Origin of the sequence: Kitasatospora sp. Root107 (assembly GCF_001424875.1) — a bacterium.
Taxonomy (GTDB): Bacteria; Actinomycetota; Actinomycetes; order Streptomycetales; family Streptomycetaceae; genus Kitasatospora.
Map to the genome: position 1 here is coordinate 63,547 of NZ_LMCT01000015.1, position 17,051 is coordinate 80,597.

Sequence of the window (17,051 nt, forward strand, 5' to 3'; positions counted from 1 at the left end):
AGGCAGGACCGGCGACCGGCCCCCGACCCCAGGACCCTCACCTGACGGGGACGGCAGAACCCGAGAAGAGACAGGCAGATGACCGAGCACGCCGCCCCCCGCCGCGGGGACACCCCGGCCACCCACGCTCCTGCGCCCACCGTCGTCGTGGAGACGATGACCGGCGCGCAGTCGCTCATCCGCTCCCTTGAGGCAGTGGGCGCGGACACCGTCTTCGGCATCCCGGGCGGCGCCATCCTCCCTGCCTACGACCCGCTGATGGACTCGCAGAAGGTCCGTCACATCCTGGTCAGGCACGAGCAGGGCGCGGGCCACGCGGCCACCGGCTACGCCCAGGCCACCGGCCGGGTCGGCGTCTGCATGGCCACCTCGGGCCCGGGCGCGACCAACCTGGTGACCCCGATCGCCGACGCCTACATGGACTCCGTCGCGATGGTGGCGATCACCGGCCAGGTCGCCTCCAAGGCGATCGGCACCGACGCCTTCCAGGAGGCGGACATCTGCGGCATCACGATGCCGATCACCAAGCACAACTTCCTGGTCACCGACCCGGCCGAGATCCCCCGGGTGATCGCCGAGGCGTTCCACATCGCCGCCACCGGCCGCCCGGGCCCGGTGCTGGTCGACATCGCCAAGGACGCGCTGCAGGCCACCACCACCTTCCGCTGGCCGGTGGAGACCTCGCTGCCCGGCTACCGCCCGGTGACCAAGCCGCACGCCAAGCAGATCCGCGAGGCCGCGAGGATGCTGGTCGCCGCCAAGCGCCCGGTGCTCTACGTCGGCGGCGGCGTGCACAAGGCGCAGGCCAGCGCCGAGCTGCGGATCCTGGCCGAGCTGACCGGCGCCCCGGTGGTCACCACCCTGATGGCGCTCGGCGTCTTCCCGGACAGCCACCCGCAGCACCTGGGCATGCCGGGCATGCACGGCTCCGTCCCGGCCGTCACCGCGCTGCAGAAGGCGGACCTGCTGTTCACCCTGGGCGCCCGCTTCGACGACCGGGTGACCGGCAAGCTGGACAGCTTCGCCCCGTACGCCAAGGTCGTGCACGCGGACATCGACCCGGCCGAGATCGGCAAGAACCGCCCGGTCGACGTGCCGATCGTCGGTGACGCCCGCGAGGTGCTGGCCGACCTGATCGTCGCCGTGCAGGCCGAGTTCGACGCCGGTCACAAGGGCGACTACGTGGACTGGTGGGTCAAGCTCAACCAGTGGAAGACCACCTACCCGCTGGGCTACGAGGCCGCCCCGAACGGTGAGTTGTCGCCGCAGCAGGTGATCGAGCGGATCGGGCAGCTGGTCGGCCCGGACGCGATCTACGCGGCGGGCGTCGGCCAGCACCAGATGTGGGCCTCACAGTTCATCAACTACGAGAAGCCGGCCACCTGGCTGAACTCCGGCGGCGCGGGCACCATGGGCTACGCCGTGCCGGCCGCGATGGGCGCCAAGGCGGGCAAGCCGGAGGCCGCGGTCTGGGCGATCGACGGCGACGGCTGCTTCCAGATGACCAATCAGGAACTGGTCACCTGCGCGCTGAACAACATCCCGATCAAGGTCGCGGTGATCAACAACGGTTCGCTGGGCATGGTCCGCCAGTGGCAGACCCTGTTCTACAACCAGCGCTACTCCAACACCGTGCTGCACGCCGGCCCGGAGCACGACGGCATCGCCAAGCCGGCGCAGGGCACCCGGATCCCGGACTTCGTGCTGCTCGCCGAGGCGATGGGCTGTGTCGGCCTGCGCTGCGAGCGTCCCGAGGACCTGGACGCGGTGATCAAGCAGGCGATGGAGATCAACGACCGCCCGGTGGTCATCGACTTCATCGTCCACCAGGACGCCATGGTCTGGCCGATGGTCGCCGCAGGCACCAGCAACGACGAGATCCTCGCCGCCCGGGACGTCCGCCCGGACTTCGGCGACGACCTCGACTGACTGCCCCGACCAACCGATAGAGAGTCATGACTATGTCCAAGCACACCCTCTCCGTCCTGGTCGAGAACAAGCCCGGCGTGCTCGCCCGCATCGCCGCGCTGTTCTCCCGTCGGGGTTTCAACATCGACTCGCTGGCCGTCGGCCCGACCGAGCACCCGGACATCTCCCGGATGACGATCGTGGTCAACGTGGAGGACCTCCCGCTGGAGCAGGTCACCAAGCAGCTGAACAAGCTGGTCAACGTGATAAAGATCGTCGAACTCGACCAGTCCGCCGCGATCCAGCGGGAGTTGGTCCTGGTCAAGGTCCGGGCCGACGCCGAGACGCGCTCGCAGATCGTCGAGATCGTCCAGCTGTTCCGGGCCAAGACGGTCGACGTCTCGCCCGACGCGGTGACCATCGAGGCCACCGGCAGTTCGGACAAGCTGGAGGCGATGCTCCGGATGCTGGAGCCGTACGGCATCAAGGAGTTGGTCCAGTCCGGCCTGGTCGCCATCGGACGCGGCGCCCGGTCGATCACCGACCGCTCGCTCCGGGCGCTCGACCGCAGCGCCTGATCCGGCTCTGACGATCAGTCGTCTCACCCCCTGAAGCACCGCCCCACACCCCCGCCGGGTCCACGTACGGTAGGTACGCACCGGCATCACCACCACGCAAGGAGATGTGCCCCCGTGGCCGAGCTGTTCTACGAAGACGACGCTGACCTGTCCATCATCCAGGGCCGCAAGGTCGCGATCATCGGCTACGGCAGCCAGGGCCACGCCCACGCGCTGTCGCTGTTCGAGTCGGGCGTGGACGTCCGGGTCGGCCTCAAGGAGGGCTCGTCCTCCCGCGTCAAGGCGGAGGAGGCGGGCCTGCGCGTCGTCACCGCCGCCGAGGCCGCCGCCGAGGCCGACGTCATCATGATCCTGGTGCCGGACCCGATCCAGTCCGACGTCTACGAGGCCGACATCGCGCCGCACCTGAAGGCGGGCGACGCCCTGTTCTTCGGCCACGGCCTGAACATCCGCTTCGGCTTCATCAAGCCCCCAGCCGACGTCGACGTCTGCATGGTCGCCCCCAAGGGCCCGGGCCACCTGGTGCGCCGTCAGTACCAGGAAGGCCGTGGCGTTCCCGCCATCGTGGCCGTCGAGCAGGACGCCACCGGCAAGGCCTTCGAGCTGGCGCTGTCCTACGCCAAGGGCATCGGCGCCACCAAGGCCGGCGTCATCAAGACCACCTTCACCGAGGAGACCGAGACCGACCTGTTCGGTGAGCAGGCCGTCCTCTGCGGTGGCACCGCCGCCCTGGTCAAGGCCGGTTTCGAGACCCTGGTCGAGGCCGGCTACCAGCCGGAGATCGCCTACTTCGAGTGCCTGCACGAGCTGAAGCTCATCGTCGACCTGATGTACGAGGGCGGCCTGGAGAAGATGCGCTGGTCCATCTCGGAGACCGCCGAGTGGGGCGACTACGTGACCGGCCCGCGCATCATCACGGCCGACACCAAGGCCGCCATGAAGCAGGTCCTCACCGAGATCCAGGACGGCACCTTCGCCAACGCCTGGATCGCCGAGTACAAGGCCGGCCTGCCGAAGTACAACGAGTACAAGAATGCGGACGCCGACCACCTGCTGGAGACCACGGGCAAGAAGCTCCGCGGTCTGATGAGCTGGGTCAACGAGAAGGCGTAACTGCCTTGTACAACTAGGCTGCTCCCGTCCGGGTGATTTCGCCGGACGGGAGCAGCCCGGCCGCCAGCCCGTCGATACACTTCCGAGTGCGCGTCAGGCCCACAGCGTCGTGCGTCTATCTACGCGGCATGCCACCTTCCCCCGCTTTCCACGCCACCATCGTGCGCGGGGAGAACCGGACAGTTAAGGACAACACTGTCGTGAGCAAATCCGTTGTACTGATCGCCGAAGAGCTGTCTCCCGCCACCGTCGACGCACTCGGCCCCGACTTCGAGATCCGGCACTGCAACGGTGCGGACCGCACCGAGCTGCTGACCGCGATCGCCGACGTGGACGCCATCCTGATCCGCTCCGCCACCAAGGTGGACGCGGAGGCGCTGGCGGCCGCGAAGAAGCTCAAGGTGGTCGCCCGTGCGGGCGTCGGCCTGGACAACGTGGACGTGGCGGCCTCCACCAAGGCCGGTGTGATGGTCGTCAACGCGCCGACCTCCAACATCGTCACCGCCGCCGAGCTGGCCTGTGGCCTGCTGATCGCCTCGGCCCGCAACATCGCCCCGGCCAGCGCCGCGCTCAAGCAGGGCGAGTGGAAGCGCAACAAGTACACCGGCGTCGAGCTCTCCGAGAAGGTGCTCGGCGTGGTCGGCCTGGGCCGGATCGGCGTGCTGGTCGCCCAGCGGATGTCCGCCTTCGGCATGAAGATCGTGGCGTACGACCCCTACATCCAGGCCGCCCGCGCGGCCCAGATGGGCGTCAAGCTGCTCTCGCTGGAGGAGCTGCTCGAGGTCTCGGACTTCATCACCGTGCACCTCCCGAAGACCCCGGAGACGATCGGCCTGATCGGCGACGAGGCGCTGCACAAGGTCAAGCCGACCGTGCGGATCGTCAACGCCGCCCGCGGCGGCATCGTGGACGAGGCCGCGCTGGCCTCCGCGCTGCGCGACGGCCGGGTGGCCGGGGCCGGCCTGGACGTCTACGCCAAGGAGCCGTGCACCGACTCCCCGCTGTTCGGCTTCGACAACGTGGTGGCCACCCCGCACCTGGGCGCCTCCACCGACGAGGCGCAGGAGAAGGCCGGCATCGCGGTCGCCAAGTCGGTCCGCCTCGCCCTCGCGGGCGAGCTGGTGCCGGACGCGGTCAACGTCCAGGGCGGCGTGATCGCCGAGGACGTCCGTCCGGGCCTGCCGCTGGCCGAGAAGCTCGGCCGGATCTTCACCGCGCTGGCCGGCGAGGTCGCCGTCCGCCTGGATGTCGAGGTCCGTGGCGAGATCACCCAGCACGACGTGAAGGTGCTCGAACTCTCCGCGCTCAAGGGCGTGTTCGAGGATGTCGTGGCGGAGACGGTGTCCTACGTCAACGCCCCGCTGTTCGCCCAGGAGCGTGGCGTCGAGGTCCGCCTCACCACCTCCAGCGAGTCGCCCGAGCACCGCAACGTGATCACCGTGCGCGGCACGCTCTCCGGCGGCGGCGAGATCGCCATCTCGGGCACGCTGTCCGGCCCGAAGCAGACCCAGAAGATCGTCGGCGTGGACGCCTTCGACGTGGACGTGGCGCTCACCGACCACATGGCGTTCTTCAAGTACGAGGACCGCCCCGGCGTGGTCGGCACCCTCGGCCGGATCCTCGGTGACGCGGGCATCAACATCGCGGGCATGCAGGTGGCCCGGGACGGCTCCGAGGCGCTGGCCTCGATCACCGTGGACAGCGAGGTCTCCCAGGAGGTCCTGACCGAGATCGCGGGTGCGATCGGCGCGCAGTTCGCCCGCGCGGTCAACCTCGGCTGATCACTCGCCAGAGGGGCCCGGTCCGCTTCGGCGGGCCGGGCCCTTTTCGTCGTCCGGGTGCGTGCTGTCTCAGATACTAGGAAATCCAACTATCCGTGCAGACAGCACCCGTTCCAGGTCGTACCGTGAAAGAGCTATCCGGCGAGCCGCCCCTCCAACTCGAGGGCGCCAGGCCCGGATGCGCACGTACGCAGCACGGCAGGCGATCCCTGGCCGGCGTACCCGAAACCCTCTCCCCGTATGACCTCAAGGAGTTCGGTATGCCCCCCACCGCAGACCGCCACGCCGCCGCTTCCGCCGACCGTACGCAGGCCCCCCGCCGCCGTCGCCGTGCCGAGCCCAACCCGAATGCCGCCGCTGCTCTCCAGCGCGCGCTGGACCGCCGCGACAACGGCGGTGCCACCGGCCACTGAGCCGTTCACTCGTCCGGTTGCCGAGCCGGTTACGGGTGTTGGGCCGAACGCCTGACGATCCGTCACCCGCAGGAGTGCAGTGCGCCCCCGGACGAGGGACGGTGCTCGCGCTCTCCGGCGCGATGATCGTAATTTGGTGCCTCCGGAAGGGTGATCGGGCTCCGCACGGCGCGGACCCGCCAGAGCCCCTGCCGGGGGAGACAGCCCCGTGCGCACCAGCTCAGCACTCCGGTTCGGCATCGCACTGCTGACCGGCTCGCTCGCGCTCGCCGCCGTACCGCTCGCGGGTGCGGCGGCCGAGCGCGGTACGGACGCTCGCCGCAGCGTCCTGCTCGAACTCGACACCGAGGCCGCCGCGCCCGCCTGGCAGCGGGCCGCCGACCAGGCCAGGAGCGAACGCCGGTCACCGGACGCGGTCCGCCGGGCGGCCTCGGCCGCCGGGGCCGAACAGCGCCGGGCGGCCGGCCGGGCCGCCGACCAACTCGCGGGCGCGGTACGGCGATCCGCCCCCGCCGCCCGCGAGCTGTACCGCACCGGGACTCTGCTGACCGGGATCGCGGTGAGCGCCCCCGCCGCCGCGCTGCCCGCGCTGGGCCGGCTCCCCGGGGTGCGCGCGGTACACCCGATCGCGCTGAAGAACCGGGTCAACGGGTACTCCGTCCCGCTGCTCGGCGCCCCCGCGGTCTGGGCCGGGCAGTCCGCCGACGCCGGGCAGTCCGCCGACGCCGGGCTGTCCGGCAACACCGGCCGGGGCGTCAGTGTCGGCATCATCGACTCCGGCATCGACTACACCCACGCCGACTTCGGCGGGCCCGGCACCGAGCAGGCGTTCCAGGCGGTGGACGGTGCCAAGCCCGCACCCCAGGGCCTGTTCCCGACCGAGAAGGTCTACGGCGGGCGGGACCTGGTCGGCGACGCCTACGACCCGGGCACGCCCGAGGGCGGCACCCCGAAGCCGGACGACAACCCGATCGACTGCGCGCTGAACGGCCACGGCACGCATGTCGCGGGCACCGCCGCCGGGTACGGCGTCACCGCGGCCGGCCAGACCTACCGGGGCCCGTACACCCGGGGCCTGGACCCGGCCGGTTTCAAGGTCGGCCCGGGTGCGGCGCCCGAGGCGCGGCTGTTCGCGATCCGGGTGTTCGGCTGCGACGGCTCGACCGACCAGCTCACCCAGGCACTCGACCTGGCCGCCGACCCGGACGGGAACGGCGATCTGACGGACCGTCTCGACGTGGTCAACCTCTCGCTCGGCAGCCCGTTCGGCGGCCCGGACGACGCGGACGCGATCGCCGCCGACCGGCTGGCCGCGCTGGGCACGGTGGTGGTCGCAGCGGCCGGCAACGAGGGCGACGTGTACGCGATCGGCGGCAGCCCCGGCACCGCACCCCGGGTGCTCACGGTGGCCGCCTCGGTCGACTCGCACGGCGACGCGGACGGCCTGCGGGTGCTGGCCCCCGAGCCGCTGGCCGGGCTGGTCCCGGCGCACTGGAGCGCCAAGTACCAGCACTGGGCGGACCGCGAGGTGCAGGGCCCACTCGCTCTTCCGGTGGACCAGTCGGACGGCTGCGCCGCCTTCTCGGCCGCCGACGCGGCCAGGCTCAAGGGCAAGATCGCCCTGCTGTCCTGGCGGACCAAGGACCCGGACCGGGCCTGCGGTTCGGCGGCCCGGGCCGACCACGCGGCCGACGCGGGCGCGCTCGGCGCGCTGTTCGCCGCAGACGGCGACCACCTCGGCGAGCTGGCGGGCAACGACCGGGTGCCGGTGGCGATCCTCGCCAAGGCGGACGGCGAGCGGCTGTTCCGGGGCGTCGAAGCGGGTCAGGTGACCGTCCAACTGGCCACCCCCGGCAACCCGTTGCACGGTGCGGTGGCCCAGGACCAGCCGCAGCGGACCGACACCCTGACCACCTTCACCTCGCGCGGGGTCGGGCTGCCCGGAATGGTCAAGCCGGACCTGGCGGCGCCGGGGGAGACCATCTGGTCCGCCAAGGCGGGCGCGGGCTCCGGCGGCATGCGCGAGGACGGCACCTCGATGGCGGCCCCGCACGTGGCCGGGCTGGCCGCGCTGGTCCGGGCCGCCCACCCCGACTGGACGGTGGCCCAGCTGAAGGCCGCGCTGATGAACACCACCGGCGACACCTGGGTGGGTGACGACCGGTCAGGCCCGGTGTACGGGCCCGAGCGGACCGGCGCCGGGCGGGCCAGGGTCGACCTTGCGGTGGCCACCCCGGTGGTCGCGTACGCGGCGGGGCCCGAGGCGGACGGCACGGTCGGGCTCTCGTTCGGTCCGGTGCCGGTCAGCGGGCCGACCACGCAGAGCCGGGAGGTCGAGCTGCGCAGCTTCGCCGACCGCCCGCTGGAGTACCGCACCGGCTACCTGGCGGCCACCGAACTGCCGGGCGCCTCCTTCGAACTGACGCCTGCCCAGGTCACCGTGCCGCCCGGCGGTACCGCCAGGGTGACCGTCACCCTGCGGGTGCCCGGGCAGCTGGACCGGGCGCCGGACCCGACCCTCGACCTGGTGCAGGGCGGCAAGGCCAGGAGCTACCGGGGCGAGCTGTCCGGGCGGCTGCTGCTGACCCCGGCCGAGGCCGGTCCGCCCGCGCTCCGGGTGCCGCTGTTCGCCGCGCCGCACGCCGCCTCGGAGCTGACGGCCGGTCCGCAGGTCCGGGCCGCCGCGAACACCCTGCTGAGCATCACCGGCACCGGTGCGCCGACCGCCCACGGGGCGCTGGTCAGCGCCTTCGCGCTGGGCGGCGAGGCGGCCCGCTGGCCGGACTGCCTGCCCGGGGCGAGGGCGGAGGAGGAGAAGGCCGCGGGTGTCTGCGTGACCGCCCCGGGCGACCGGGCCGCCAACCTGCGCGCGGTGGGCGCCGCCAGCGACGCCCCTGCGGTCGGCGGCGAGCCGCTGGAGAACGGCACGCTCTACCTGGCCGCGACCCTGTGGGCCCCGGCCGCCACCCCGGCCGGCGGCGTCGCGGTCCGGGCCTCCCTGGACACCGACGGCGACCAGGTCACCGACGTGGTGGTGGCCGCCGCCCGGCTCAAAGGCAGTGACGTGCTGGTGGCCAGGACGCTGGACGCCAGGACCGGCGAGGAGCTGGACGTCCAGCCGCTGAACGCCCGGTGGGGCGACACCGACACCGGACTGCTGGACAGTGACACCGTGGTGCTGCCGGTCCGGCTGGCCAAGCTGCCCGGGCTCCGGCAGAGCACCTCGAAGATCCGGTACGGCCTGTGGACCGCCTTCGCCGCCCCCGGCACGCCCGACGTGGCGGCAGCGCTCTCCTCGATCGGCCTGCAGGGCGAGCGGCCCACCCTGACCGTCGACGTGCTCGCCCCGACGCTGGACGTCCGGGCCGGGGCGGGCGGCCCGACGGCCGTCGCGGTGCCCGAGCAGCCCGGCGCGGTCCTGGAGGTCAGACGGCGCGGGGCCGGGGCGGACCGGCTGCTACTGGTCCACCACTTCAACCCGGACGGGCGCCGCGCCCAACTGGTCCGGCTGCGCTGAGGGCCGCGCCGAGGGCCCAGCCGAGTCCCGGCCGGTCAGCAGGGTGCAGCGCTGACGTACTCAGCGGGGAACCCGATCGGCCCGGGCCCTCCGGCGCAGCAGGGTGACTAGCGCGACACCGACCAGGACCGCCAGCGCCGCTCCGCTCATCGCGGCCCCCGGCAGCAGCCCCGGGGGCCGGTACGTGCAGCTCAGCCGGGAGGCCCCGGTGCCGAGCGGGACACCGATCATGCCGAGCACCGAGGGGGCCGGCTGCTCGAGCCCGTCGCCGACCGCGCACTGCCAGCCGTCGACGGCCGGGACGGAGATCAGCGCGGTCCCGGTGGAGCCGGGCGGCAGTTCGGCGCTGACGGAGTGTCCGGTGCTGTGCACGGCGGTCACGCCGTTCGGCCGGGCCAGCGCCGCGCTCAGCGCGGTCCGGTCCAGGCAGCCGACCGGCTGGGCCGGGATCTGGGCGGCGGCCCCGGTCCGCAGCTCCAGCGCGAACCGGCCGTCGGCGGGGGCGTCGCCGAGCAGCCGGATCGGCATCGCGGTCATCGGCTGGAGGCCGTGGCCGGCGTACGTCGTGCCCAGGCCCAGGACCGTGCCGTTGAACCACGGGCCGTAGAAGAAGACCTGGTCGCCGGGGAGGCAGCTGCCCTCGAAGGCGGTCCCGGTGCCGCCCACCGGAGTGGCCGGGATCGACCAGCCGCTGCTGCCGTGCAGGGTCGGGGCCGGGCCTGCGGTCGGGGTGAGCTGCGGCACCCGGTAGACCGTGGCACCGAGCAGGGCCTGCTGCCTGGCCCAGACCGAGGAGGTGTCGGGGGCGGGCCCGGTCGGCTGCACGGTGATCAGCGGAACGGCGGGCGCCTGCTCGGCGGTGAAGCCGTCCGGGGCCGAGCTGCTCTCCAGATAGGTGGTCACCCCGAACAGCGCCCGCCCGACCGGGTCCGCCGGGCTGAGGGTGTGCCGGCCCTGGCGGTACCAGCCCGCGCCGAGGTCGTGCAGCAGCTCGGCGGTGGTCCGGGGCAGATGGCGGGAGTAGTACGAGCCGCCCTCGCCGCCGAGCAGCAGCGGGTCGTTGGCCGTGAACTCGTGCGGCCCGGGGTCGGTCCTGCTGTTCGGCCAGTCGTCCGCCTGCTGGATCACCTGGTAAGCCGCCGACGACTGGGCGCTGACGGTGGTTCTGGGCCGGAAGGACGGCAGCTGGTCGCGGATCACCGCCACCGAGTACGTCGAGTAGGTCGCCCCGGCGAGCACACCGAGCGCCAGCAGCGCACAGACCGCCTTTCGCGCCGTCCCGCGCTCCAAGAGCCAGAGCGCGCCGAGCACCAGCACGCCGCCCACCGACAGCAGTACCCAGGTCGAGGTGCGGACCGAGCTCTGCCCGTGGCCGAGCAGCGCGATCAGCCCCAGCACTCCGGCGCCACCGACCAGTGCGAACAGGTCGGGGCGGTGGGAGAGCGAGACCCAGGCCGCCATCACCAGCAGCCCGCTCAGCACGAAGGCGGCCCGGTACGGGCTGCCGTCCGGGAGCGTGAGACCGTGCCAGAGCAGGACGGTCGGCTCCCAGACGAAGCTCGCACCGACCAGTAGCAGCAGCGCGTACCAGCCGATCCGCTCGCGGGCCCGGACCCGGCGGTTGAACGGCAGGGTGGCGACCAGCAGCAGGCCGAGGATGCCGACGAAGATGTTCGGCATCGGGTGGTCCGACCGCCCGCCGGGCAGCAGCTGGGCCAGGTAGTCGGTCAGCCCGGGCGGCCCGTCGTAGGTCTCCAGCGGGGCCGGCTGGGCGGCTCTGCTCGCCTTCAGACCCACCGTCAGGACGGGGGCGGCCAGCAGCACCCCGAGCAGCACCATGGCGGCCGCGCGCCCCAGCACCTTCAGCCGGGCGAGCACCGGGCGCTCCGTCAGCAGCAGCACCCGCAGCAGCAGGACCAGACCGGCGCCGAGGGTGGCCATCGCCCCGGTGTAGTAGTTGCCCGCCCAGGCCACCGCCACCGCGAGGCTGCCGAGCACCCAGTGCCTGCCCCGCAGACACCAGTCGCCGGCCAGGCAGAGCAGCGGTAGCGAGACCAGGCCCCACATCCACATCGGGTCCGCCGAGCCTTCGTCGAGCACCCAGGCGCAGAGCCCGTAGCCGACCGCGAGCAGCGCCCGCAGCCGGCCGGAGCCGGGGTGCAGGCGGCCCAGGAAGCGGGTCATCACGGCCGTGCCGAGGCCGATGCTCAGCAGGGTGACCAGGAAGACCGGGAAGTTCACCGCCGAGCGGGGGAACAGGCCGACCAGCCAGGAGAACGGATTCATCAGGTAGCTGAAGAAGTCGGCCAGGAAGGGCGCGCCGTAGCCGCTGTTCCAGTTGAACAGCAGGTCGCCTGTCGTGTTGCCGTGCATCAGGTCCCACAGGTGGGCGTGGAACGGGACGGACTGGTCGCCCAGGTCGTTCACCGCCCGCGAGCGATCGCCGAACGGGTAGGTCCCGTGGACCGCCATCGCCAGGCAGTACGCGCCCATCGAGATCCCGGCCGCGAGTCCGGCCGCGGCCGACTCGGCCCGGCGGCTGGATTCGCTCACGTGTCGGTGCTCCTGACGGTCTGTTCGCTGCTCCGGTAATGTCCCAATTTCGACCGGATCGCCGCGAGGCGACACGCGGCGTCCGAATGGCGGACGTCAGGTGTCAGCCCCTGGGACGCGGAGTAGGGTCGCCTGCATGTCTCGCAGCCTTCGTCTCGCAGTTGTCCCCGGTGACGGTATCGGCCAGGAAGTGGTGGCCGAGGGCCTCAAGGTGCTCGCCGCCGTCCTCCCCGCCGACGTCAAGGTCGAGACCACCGAGTACGACCTCGGCGCCCGCCTCTACCACCGCACCGGCGAGACCCTGCCGGACGCGGTGCTGGACGAGCTGAAGACCAAGGATGCGATCCTGCTCGGCGCCATCGGCGACCCGAGCGTGCCGTCCGGCGTGCTGGAGCGCGGGCTGCTGCTCAAGCTGCGGTTCGCCTTCGACCACCACATCAACCTCCGCCCGGGCAAGCTGCTCCCCGGCGTGCAGTCCCCGCTCGGTGGCGACCCCAAGATCGACTTCATCGTGGTCCGCGAGGGCACCGAGGGCCCGTACGTCGGCAACGGCGGCTCGCTGCGCACCGGCACCGAGCACGAGGTGGCCACCGAGGTCAGCCTGAACACCGCGTTCGGCATCGAGCGGGTGGTCCGGGACGCGTACCAGCGCGCCGCCGCCCGCCCGCGCAAGAAGCTGACGCTCGTTCACAAGAACAACGTGCTGGTGCACGCCGGCCACCTGTGGTCGCGGATCTTCGCCGAGGTCGGCCAGGAGTTCCCCGAGGTCAGCACCGACTACCTGCACGTGGACGCGGCGACCATCTTCTTCGTCACCCAGCCCGAGCGCTTCGACGTGATCGTCACCGACAACCTGTTCGGCGACATCCTCACCGACCTCGCCGCGGCCGTCACCGGCGGCATCGGCCTGGCGGCCTCGGGCAACATCAACCCGAGCGGCGCCTTCCCGTCGATGTTCGAGCCCGTGCACGGCTCGGCCCCGGACATCGCCGGCCAGGGCAAGGCAGACCCGACCGCCACCGTGCTGTCGGTCGCCATGCTGCTGGACCACCTCGGCTTCGCCGCGGAGGCCGCCAAGGTCGAGGCGGCCGTCGCCGCCGACCTGCTGGAGCGCTCCGGCACCCGTTCCACCTTCGAGGTCGGCGACGCGCTCGCCGCCCGAGTATCCGGCTGACGGGCCGGCTTTACCTCACGTAGCAGCCCACCGGCTGTTCGGCACGGCCCTCTGGATGCGAGTATCGACAGTGGGCCGTGCCTTCGTATGTTCTTTTCCGAGGGTGGCGGCCCGGACCAACCCCACGGTGAAGGACAGGCAGTCATGAGTACGCCCACCCAGGCGCCCATCACGTTCGACCTCAAGCCCTCCGCGCACCCGCTGTCGGACAGCGAGCGCACGGCGAGGCTGGCCAATCCCGGCTTCGGGCGGGTCTTCACCGACCACATGGTCACCATCAGGTGGACCGAGGGCCGGGGTTGGCACGACGCGCAGCTCACCCCGTACGCCCCGCTGGAGATCGACCCGGCGAACATGACCCTGCACTACGGTCAGGCGATCTTCGAGGGTCTGAAGGCCTACCGCCAGGCCGACGGCTCGATCTCCACCTTCCGCCCGACCGCCAACGCCGAGCGCTTCCAGGCTTCCGCCCGCCGGCTGGCGATGCCCGAGCTGCCGACCGAGGCCTTCGTCGAGGCGGTCGAGCTGCTGGTCCGGCAGGACCAGTCCTGGGTGCCGAGCGAGCCGGAGCAGAGCCTCTACCTGCGCCCGTTCATGTTCGCCACCGAGGTCGGCCTGGGCGTCCGCCCGGCCAACGAGTACCTCTTCATGATCATCGCCTCCCCGGCCGGCGCCTACTTCCCCGGCGGCGTGAAGCCGGTCTCGGTCTGGCTCTCCGAGGAGTACGTCCGGGCCGCTCCCGGCGGCACCGGCACCGCCAAGTGCGCCGGCAACTACGCCGCCTCGCTGGTCGCCCAGGCCCAGGCCGCCGAGAAGGGCTGCGACCAGGTGGTCTGGCTGGACGCCGCCGAGCACCGGTGGATCGAGGAGATGGGCGGGATGAACCTGTACTTCGTCTTCGGCGAGGGCAAGGACGCCACCATCGTCACCCCGGAGCTCTCCGGCGCCCTGCTCCCCGGCATCACCCGCGACTCGCTGCTCTCGCTGGCCGCCGACCGCGGCTACGCCGTCCAGGAGCGGAAGATCTCCACCGACGAGTGGAAGCAGGGCAACGCCGACGGCACCCTCACCGAGGTCTTCGCCTGCGGCACCGCCGCCGTCATCACCCCGGTCGGCTCGGTCAAGTCCGCCCGCACCGACTGGACGGTGGGCACCGGCGAGCCCGGCCCGATCACCATGGAGCTCCGCAAGACCCTGCTCGCCCTCCAGGGCGGCCAGGCCCCGGACACCCACGGCTGGCTCCACAAGATCGTCTGACGCCCGTCCGGGCGTCCCGCCCCGGCGGGGCGCCCGGCGTGGGTAACCTCGAACCAACCCCACTCGTTGAGCTGTGTGGATCGGAAGGAGGGGCCATGAGCGCGCTGTCGCACGACTATGCCGAGACGTGGCGCAGTCCGGACGGGGACCTCCTGGAAGCCTTCTTGGCACTGGACACCCCTGAGGGATTCAAGGCGGAGCTCATCGACGGGGAGATCATCGTGACCCCACCGCCCGACGGTGACCACGAGGCTGCGATCGGTCGGATCGTCCGGCAGGTTTTCCGCCGGTACGCCGGGGATATCACCTTCGCTGGCAACAAGGGGATCGTCGTCCCCGGGGACCGGTACATTCCCGACGGAACGTTCGCAGAGGAAGGTGCATTCGACGGCCAGCCCTCGTGGATGGTGCCCGACCGGGTGCTCATGGTCGTCGAGATCACCTCCAGTCGTCCCGCCAAGGACCGTGAGGCGAAGCGCAAGGGGTATGCCGCAGCAGGCATTCCGCTCTACCTGCTGGTGGACCGCGACGAGAACAGGATCGTCCTGCTCAGCGAGCCACGGCACGGCGACTACACGACCACCGTCAGCGTGCCGACCGGTGATCCGTTGGCATTGCCGGCGCCGTTCGACTTCGTGCTCTCGACCGACCGGCTGACCTGAGCGTCCCGGATCGCGAGACGGCGGAGCCACATCGCGGATGGTGTGCCAGACTCCGAGGGTGTCCTCGCTTTCGCTGATTATTAGCAGCAGGCGCGCCGGTCCGCAGTGACCGTCCCCGAATAACCAGATTCGCGGGGCGACCACCAGCGTCCAGACCCGCGCGCAGACCTCTCGCATCCGCGAGGGGTTTTTTGTTTTGCCCGGACCGGCCACCGGCCCCTCACGAGGGGGCTCGGGGACACCGGGAGCGCGCGGGATGCTGGACAGTGGAGCCGGATCACGTATCCCGGCAACAGCAGCAGTACCTCCCCGAACGGAGAACCCAGGGTCATGACCGAGGCCAGCCCCCGACCCCACGACAGCTTCCACGTCTTCGACACCACGCTGCGCGACGGCGCCCAGCGCGAGGGCATCAACCTCAGCGTGGCCGACAAGCTGACCATCGCCCGGCACCTGGACGAGTTCGGCGTCGGCTTCATCGAGGGCGGCTGGCCGGGGGCCAACCCGCGGGACACCGAGTTCTTCGCCCGGGCCGCCGCCGAGCTGGAGTTCAAGCACGCCCAGCTGGTGGCCTTCGGCGCCACCCGGCGGGCCGGCGGCAAGGCCGCCGAGGATCCGCAGCTGGCCGCGCTGGTCACCTCGGGCGCCCCGGTGATCACCCTGGTGGCCAAGTCGCACGACCGCCACGTCGAACTGGCGCTGCGCACCACGCTGGACGAGAACCTGGAGATGGTCCGGGACAGCGTCGAGTACCTGCGCTCGCAGGACCGCCGGGTCTTCGTCGACTGCGAGCACTTCTTCGACGGGTACAAGGCCAACCGCGAGTACGCCCTCGCCGTCGTGAAGGCCGCCCACCGGGCGGGCGCCGACGTGGTGGTGCTCTGCGACACCAACGGCGGGATGCTCCCGGCCGGGGTGCGCGACATCGTCGCCGACGTGATCGCCCGGACCGGGGCCCGGATCGGCATCCACGCCCAGGACGACACCGGCTGCGCGGTGGCCAACACGCTGGCCGCCGTGGACTCCGGGGCCACCCACGTGCAGTGCACCGCGAACGGCTACGGCGAGCGGGTCGGCAACGCCAACCTGTTCCCGGTGGTCGGCGCGCTGGAGCTGAAGTACGACCGCCGGGTGCTGCCCGCCGGGAAGCTGCCCGAGATGACCCGGATCTCGCACGCCATCGCCGAGGTGGTCAACCTGGCGCCCTCCACGCACCAGCCGTACGTGGGATTCTCCGCCTTCGCGCACAAGGCCGGGCTGCACGCCTCCGCGATCAAGGTCGACCCGGACCTGTACCAGCACATCGACCCGGAGCAGGTCGGCAACACCATGCGGATGCTGGTCTCCGACATGGCAGGCCGGGCCTCGATCGAGCTGAAGGGCAAGGAGCTCGGCTACGACCTCTCCGCCGACCGCGATCTGGTCGGCCGGGTGGTGGCCAAGGTCAAGGAGCAGGAGAACCTCGGCTTCACCTACGAGGCCGCCGACGCCTCGTTCGAGCTGCTGCTCCGCGACGAGGTGCGCGGCAGCCGGCAGCGGTTCTTCGCCCTGGAGTCCTGGCGGACCATCAGCGAGCAGCTGGCGGACGGCACTTCGGGCAACGAGGCGACCGTGAAGCTCTGGGCCAAGGGCGAGCGCCGGATCGCCACCGGCGAGGGCAACGGCCCGGTGCACGCGCTGGACCAGGCGCTGCGGACCGCCCTGGAGCACATCTACCCGAAGCTGGCCGAGCTCGAGCTGGTGGACTACAAGGTCCGGATCATGGAGGGCGCGCACGGCACCAGCTCCAAGACCCGGGTACTGATCGAGTCCACCGACGGGGTGGCCACCTGGTCCACCGTCGGCGTGGCCGACAACGTGATCGGGGCCTCCTGGCTGGCACTTGAGGACGCCTACACCTACGGCCTGATCCGCGCCGGGCTCGACCCGGAGAGCTGACCCGAAGGTCAGAAAGGGCCCGCCGTACGGACGGCGGGCCCTTTTCGGTGTTCTGATCTCACCGCAGGCGTGCGAGCAGTGCGTGTTCGACGAGGGTGATGAGGGCGCTTTTGGCGCTGTCTCGGCGGCGGGCGTCGAGGGTGATGACGGGGGTGTC

11 protein-coding genes and 1 pseudogene are annotated in these 17,051 nt (G+C 71.7%); 10 read left to right on the forward strand and 2 right to left on the reverse strand.

The genetic code is table 11. The features are described from left to right. Positions 1 to 78 precede the first annotated feature (78 nt). The 6 genes from ASC99_RS16345 to ASC99_RS16365 all read left to right on the forward strand — a co-directional run bounded on the left by ASC99_RS16345 (position 79) and on the right by ASC99_RS16365 (position 9,310). Positions 79 to 1,929: an acetolactate synthase large subunit gene (locus ASC99_RS16345; protein ID WP_057232722.1), complete on the forward strand. Its 1,851-nt coding sequence runs from the start codon at positions 79 to 81 to the stop codon at positions 1,927 to 1,929. Between the two features lie 32 nt (positions 1,930 to 1,961). Then, positions 1,962 to 2,486 carry an acetolactate synthase small subunit gene (gene ilvN, locus ASC99_RS16350; protein WP_057232724.1) on the forward strand — a complete coding sequence of 175 codons (525 nt, stop codon included), beginning with the start codon at positions 1,962 to 1,964 and terminating at the stop codon, positions 2,484 to 2,486. A gap of 114 nt (positions 2,487 to 2,600) precedes the next feature. Next, on the forward strand, positions 2,601 to 3,599 hold the full coding sequence (gene ilvC / locus ASC99_RS16355; RefSeq protein WP_057232726.1) for a ketol-acid reductoisomerase: 999 nt from the start codon (positions 2,601 to 2,603) through the stop codon (positions 3,597 to 3,599). 200 nt (positions 3,600 to 3,799) lie between these two features. Continuing rightward, entirely contained in the window at positions 3,800 to 5,380 is a 1,581-nt protein-coding gene (gene serA / locus ASC99_RS16360) for a phosphoglycerate dehydrogenase (RefSeq protein ID WP_057232727.1), read from the forward strand. Between the two features lie 260 nt (positions 5,381 to 5,640). Beyond that, entirely contained in the window at positions 5,641 to 5,793 is a 153-nt protein-coding gene (locus ASC99_RS39720; RefSeq protein ID WP_200948337.1) for a hypothetical protein, read from the forward strand. 208 nt (positions 5,794 to 6,001) lie between these two features. Then, the gene (locus ASC99_RS16365; RefSeq protein ID WP_057232729.1) at positions 6,002 to 9,310 is read left to right on the forward strand and encodes a S8 family serine peptidase; all 3,309 of its coding nucleotides are present in this window, start codon (positions 6,002 to 6,004) and stop codon (positions 9,308 to 9,310) included. 60 nt (positions 9,311 to 9,370) lie between these two features. Here the strand turns inward: ASC99_RS16365 and ASC99_RS16370 are convergent, their stop codons facing one another. Next, on the reverse strand, positions 9,371 to 11,863 hold the full coding sequence (locus ASC99_RS16370; protein ID WP_057232731.1) for a YfhO family protein: 2,493 nt from the start codon (positions 11,861 to 11,863) through the stop codon (positions 9,371 to 9,373). Positions 11,864 to 11,999: 136 nt separating this feature from the next. Here ASC99_RS16370 and ASC99_RS16375 point away from each other — a divergent pair, with 136 nt between their 5' ends. The 4 genes from ASC99_RS16375 to cimA all read left to right on the forward strand — a co-directional run bounded on the left by ASC99_RS16375 (position 12,000) and on the right by cimA (position 16,894). Continuing rightward, a complete protein-coding gene (locus ASC99_RS16375) occupies positions 12,000 to 13,037 on the forward strand; it encodes a 3-isopropylmalate dehydrogenase (protein ID WP_057232733.1) in 1,038 nt (345 codons plus the stop codon). Between the two features lie 144 nt (positions 13,038 to 13,181). Continuing rightward, on the forward strand, positions 13,182 to 14,294 hold the full coding sequence (locus tag ASC99_RS16380) for a branched-chain amino acid aminotransferase (protein ID WP_057232735.1): 1,113 nt from the start codon (positions 13,182 to 13,184) through the stop codon (positions 14,292 to 14,294). A gap of 95 nt (positions 14,295 to 14,389) precedes the next feature. After that, positions 14,390 to 14,956: a Uma2 family endonuclease gene (locus ASC99_RS16385; protein WP_057232737.1), complete on the forward strand. Its 567-nt coding sequence runs from the start codon at positions 14,390 to 14,392 to the stop codon at positions 14,954 to 14,956. A 330-nt stretch (positions 14,957 to 15,286) separates the two neighbouring features. Further along, positions 15,287 to 16,894, forward strand: a complete 1,608-nt coding sequence (gene cimA / locus ASC99_RS16390) for a citramalate synthase (protein WP_057232739.1) — start codon at positions 15,287 to 15,289, stop codon at positions 16,892 to 16,894. Between the two features lie 58 nt (positions 16,895 to 16,952). On the opposite strand, the pseudogene ASC99_RS37280 reads toward cimA, so the two are convergent. After that, positions 16,953 to 17,051: pseudogene (locus tag ASC99_RS37280) on the reverse strand (ATP-binding protein); the annotation flags it as partial.

Bases quoted from the DNA above. Each gene is read 5' to 3' on its own strand.
- ASC99_RS16345 (WP_057232722.1), top strand. From the start codon at position 79: ATGACCGAGCACGCCGCCCCCCGCCGCGGGGACACCCCGGCCACCCAC.
- ilvN (WP_057232724.1), top strand. From the start codon at position 1,962: ATGTCCAAGCACACCCTCTCCGTCCTGGTCGAGAACAAGCCCGGCGTG.
- ASC99_RS39720 (WP_200948337.1), top strand. From the start codon at position 5,641: ATGCCCCCCACCGCAGACCGCCACGCCGCCGCTTCCGCCGACCGTACG.
- ASC99_RS16375 (WP_057232733.1), top strand. From the start codon at position 12,000: ATGTCTCGCAGCCTTCGTCTCGCAGTTGTCCCCGGTGACGGTATCGGC.
- ASC99_RS16380 (WP_057232735.1), top strand. From the start codon at position 13,182: ATGAGTACGCCCACCCAGGCGCCCATCACGTTCGACCTCAAGCCCTCC.
- ASC99_RS16385 (WP_057232737.1), top strand. From the start codon at position 14,390: ATGAGCGCGCTGTCGCACGACTATGCCGAGACGTGGCGCAGTCCGGAC.
- cimA (WP_057232739.1), top strand. From the start codon at position 15,287: ATGACCGAGGCCAGCCCCCGACCCCACGACAGCTTCCACGTCTTCGAC.